The sequence below is a fragment of the Peribacillus sp. P4_C12 genome (assembly GCF_056402095.1).
Genome location: NZ_JBFUIB010000430.1, coordinates 1 through 3147 on the forward strand (window position 1 = coordinate 1; position 3147 = coordinate 3147).

Sequence of the window (3147 nt, forward strand, 5' to 3'; positions counted from 1 at the left end):
GTATACCTGGATTATCTTGGGCCGCGTACTTCAAGGGATTGGTGCGGCTGGGGCAACTCCAATCGTCTTGCCATTAGTAGGGGACCTTTATAAAGCTGATGATGAGAAAACAAGTTCCTGTTTAGGCATAATTGAAACATCGAATACCTTCGGGAAAGTGTTAAGTCCGATTTTAGGATCCTTATTCGCTTCACTTATTTGGTTTTTACCGTTCTTTTCTATTTCCTTTTTTAGTTTAATTTCGATTGTTCTCGTTTTTTTCTTTATAAAAGTACCGAAGAATAATCAGGCACCAATAAAGTTCAAAGAATTTTTAAATAAAACGAAAGTAACCTTTGAGGAGGGAGGGAAGTGGCTTTCCGTTGTATTCCTATTGGGCGTTTTTGTCATGCTTGTTCTTTTTGCAGTGCTATTTTTTTTATCGGAAAGTCTAGAAAAATTACATGATTTAAAAGGCATTAAAAAAGGCTTTGTCTTGGCAATCCCTTTGTTCTTCTTATGTATCTCCTCTTATGTGGCGGGAAGGAAGATAAAAGGAAGCATACCGTTGATGAGAAAGATTATATTGATTAGCTTAATATTAATGTCAGGAAGTATAGTTTTTGTTGGCTATACGAAGGAAAAAATTGTGTTGCTGCTTATAATAACAAGTGTATTAGGAATCGCGATTGGTGCCATGCTGCCAACTTTGGATGCGCTCATTACTGAAAATATTGAAAAGACACAGCGGGGAACAATTTCCTCTTTCTATAGTTCTGCACGATTTATTGGTGTTGCAGCAGGACCACCACTCATGTCAGTGTTAATGAAAAACTATTTAAATATAAGTTATATTATTGCTGGAGTATTTGGTATTATCTTGCTTTTCCTTGCGTTTAAACTCCTTAAAGAAAACACAATGAAAATGAATGCAACAGAGAAGACCGAGTCTTAGGATTCGGTCTTCTTTGCTGCATTCATTTGTCAGCCATTTTCATTTTGTTGGGCAATTTCCTTTTCGCCCAAGTATTGGTTTCCATCCTTTAACACCGAGTATTCATCGACAGAGTCTCCAGGGACATTCCGGGGATTGGGAAATTTATTATCTGTTTGAACGGTAATTACTCGTTTACCCATTCCATTCGTCAAGAAGTCTTGCTTTTTAGTCATATCACATCTCCCATACTTGAATTTACCAATTAGAATCAATCATGAGGATAATTGAATTAAGAAAAACTATCCTTATAAGTTAGATTGTCTAGTTTGAATAAAAGTATGAACAAATCCGAAAAAGAATGGAGAAGTATATGAAACCATTTATCCCACAGCTAGTATATATTGAGCCAAGAGCACTGGAATACCCGCTTGGCCGAGAATTAAAAAAGAAATTTGAGGATATGAATATTGAGATCCGTGAGACCACTTCACATAATCAAATTAGAGATTTACCTGGGGATAATGATTTGCAAAAATATCGTGTCGCCAAGTCGACGCTGGTTGTGGGAATCAGGAAAACATTGAAGTTCGACTCGTCTAAGCCATCTGCAGAATATGCTATCCCGCTTGCTACTGGGTGTATGGGTCACTGTCACTATTGTTATTTACAGACGACGCTAGGTACAAAACCATACATTAGGACATACGTGAATCTTGATGAGATTTTCGAAGTAGCAGAAAAATATATAAACGAAAGAAAACCTGAAATTACCCGATTCGAGGCGGCATGTACTTCTGATATTGTCGGCATTGACCATTTGACACATTCATTAAAAAGGGCCATTGAATATTTTGGTAAAAGTGAAAACGGTGTTCTCCGATTTGTAACCAAATTTCATCATGTCGATCATCTATTGGATGCCGAACATAATGGGAAAACAAGATTTCGGTTTAGTATTAATTCACGTTACGTGATCAAGAATTTTGAGCCTGGAACTTCGAGCTTTGAGGAAAGAATGGAAGCGGCACGCAAGGTAGCAGGTGCAGGATACCCATTAGGTTTTATCGTTGCGCCAATATATCGTCATGAAGCATGGAAGGAAGGCTACTTTGAACTATTCGAGCTGTTAAGTGAGGCATTAGAAGGGGTGGATATTCCTGATTTAACTTTTGAGCTAATTCAGCATAGGTTTACTGGTCCTGCAAAAAAAGTGATTCAAAAAAATTACCCTAAAACAAAATTGGAACTTGATGAAACGAAACGGAAATATAAATGGGGTCGCTATGGCATTGGGAAATATGTGTATCAAACTGAAGAAGCAGCAGAACTTGAATCAACTATCCGAGGGTATATAGCGAAGTTTTTCCCGAAATCGGAAATTCAGTATTTTACCTGATGAAAGGTTGTTTCTATATAAATCAGTCATAAATCGCTCTAATCCTGCTTAAAAATGTAAAGACCGGAATAGAGGAGGGCAGCAATGATTATTGACGGCGTTTTTTCCGGAGGCGGGATTAAGGCATATGGTTTAGTAGGAGCCCTGCAGGAATTGGAGGAACGTGGATTTGTATTTAAAAGGACAGCTGGAACGAGTGCAGGCTCAATTATAGCAGCTTTTTCTGCTGCAGGTTATACAGGAAAAGAAATGGAAGAGGTTTTTCTTGATATAGAATTAAGTAGCCTGTTGGATAAGAGGCGGGGCCTTTTACCTATCCCGCTTGCCAAGTGGCTACTTGTTTATTGGAAATTAGGTTTATATAAAGGGGAGGCCTTGGAAAATTGGGTTGCGGGTAAACTAGCAGAAAGGAATGTAGTCACCTTTAATGATGTTCCACCAAATTCTCTCCGTATTATTACCTCTGATATTACAAATGGGAAATTGGTAGTGCTTCCTGATGAGTTACCGAACTATGGAATCGATCCAATCACTTTTCCAGTGGCCAAGGCGGTAAGAATGAGTTGTAGCATTCCATATTTTTTTGAACCAGTAAAGCTGAATGTTGGGAAAAGTACGTTTCTATTTGTTGATGGAGGCGTGTTAAGCAATTTTCCAATGTGGTTATTTAATTCAGACCATGTAAGAAAGGAACGACCAGTCATAGGCTTACGTCTTAGTGCAGATGAGATATGGAAGCCGCATGAAGTGGATAATGCGGTTGAATTGTTCTCAGCACTATTCAAGACAATGAAAGATGCCCATGATGCACGTTATATTTCCAAGAAACATGTTC

At 38.2% G+C, this 3147-nt stretch carries 4 protein-coding genes; 3 read left to right on the top strand and 1 reads right to left on the bottom strand.

Annotated features, from left to right (window positions below):
- A partial coding sequence (locus AC1DUW_RS24330; RefSeq protein ID WP_477643672.1) for an MFS transporter occupies positions 1 to 934 on the top strand: 934 nt, incomplete at its 5' end.
- A gap of 29 nt (positions 935 to 963) precedes the next feature.
- Here AC1DUW_RS24330 and AC1DUW_RS24335 read toward each other — a convergent pair.
- Positions 964 to 1149 (bottom strand): hypothetical protein, encoded by a 186-nt coding sequence (locus AC1DUW_RS24335; protein WP_477643673.1) that lies wholly within the window; start codon positions 1147 to 1149, stop codon positions 964 to 966.
- Between the two features lie 137 nt (positions 1150 to 1286).
- On the opposite strand from AC1DUW_RS24335, the gene splB reads away from it, so the two are divergent.
- Positions 1287 to 2312: a spore photoproduct lyase gene (splB, locus tag AC1DUW_RS24340; protein WP_053346929.1), complete on the top strand. Its 1026-nt coding sequence runs from the start codon at positions 1287 to 1289 to the stop codon at positions 2310 to 2312.
- An 84-nt stretch (positions 2313 to 2396) separates the two neighbouring features.
- A partial coding sequence (locus AC1DUW_RS24345; RefSeq protein WP_477643674.1) for a patatin-like phospholipase family protein occupies positions 2397 to 3147 on the top strand: 751 nt, incomplete at its 3' end.

Coding starts and splice junctions, on each gene's coding strand:
- AC1DUW_RS24335 (WP_477643673.1), bottom strand. CDS start 1,149: ATGACTAAAAAGCAAGACTTCTTGACGAATGGAATGGGTAAACGAGTA.
- splB (WP_053346929.1), top strand. CDS start 1,287: ATGAAACCATTTATCCCACAGCTAGTATATATTGAGCCAAGAGCACTG.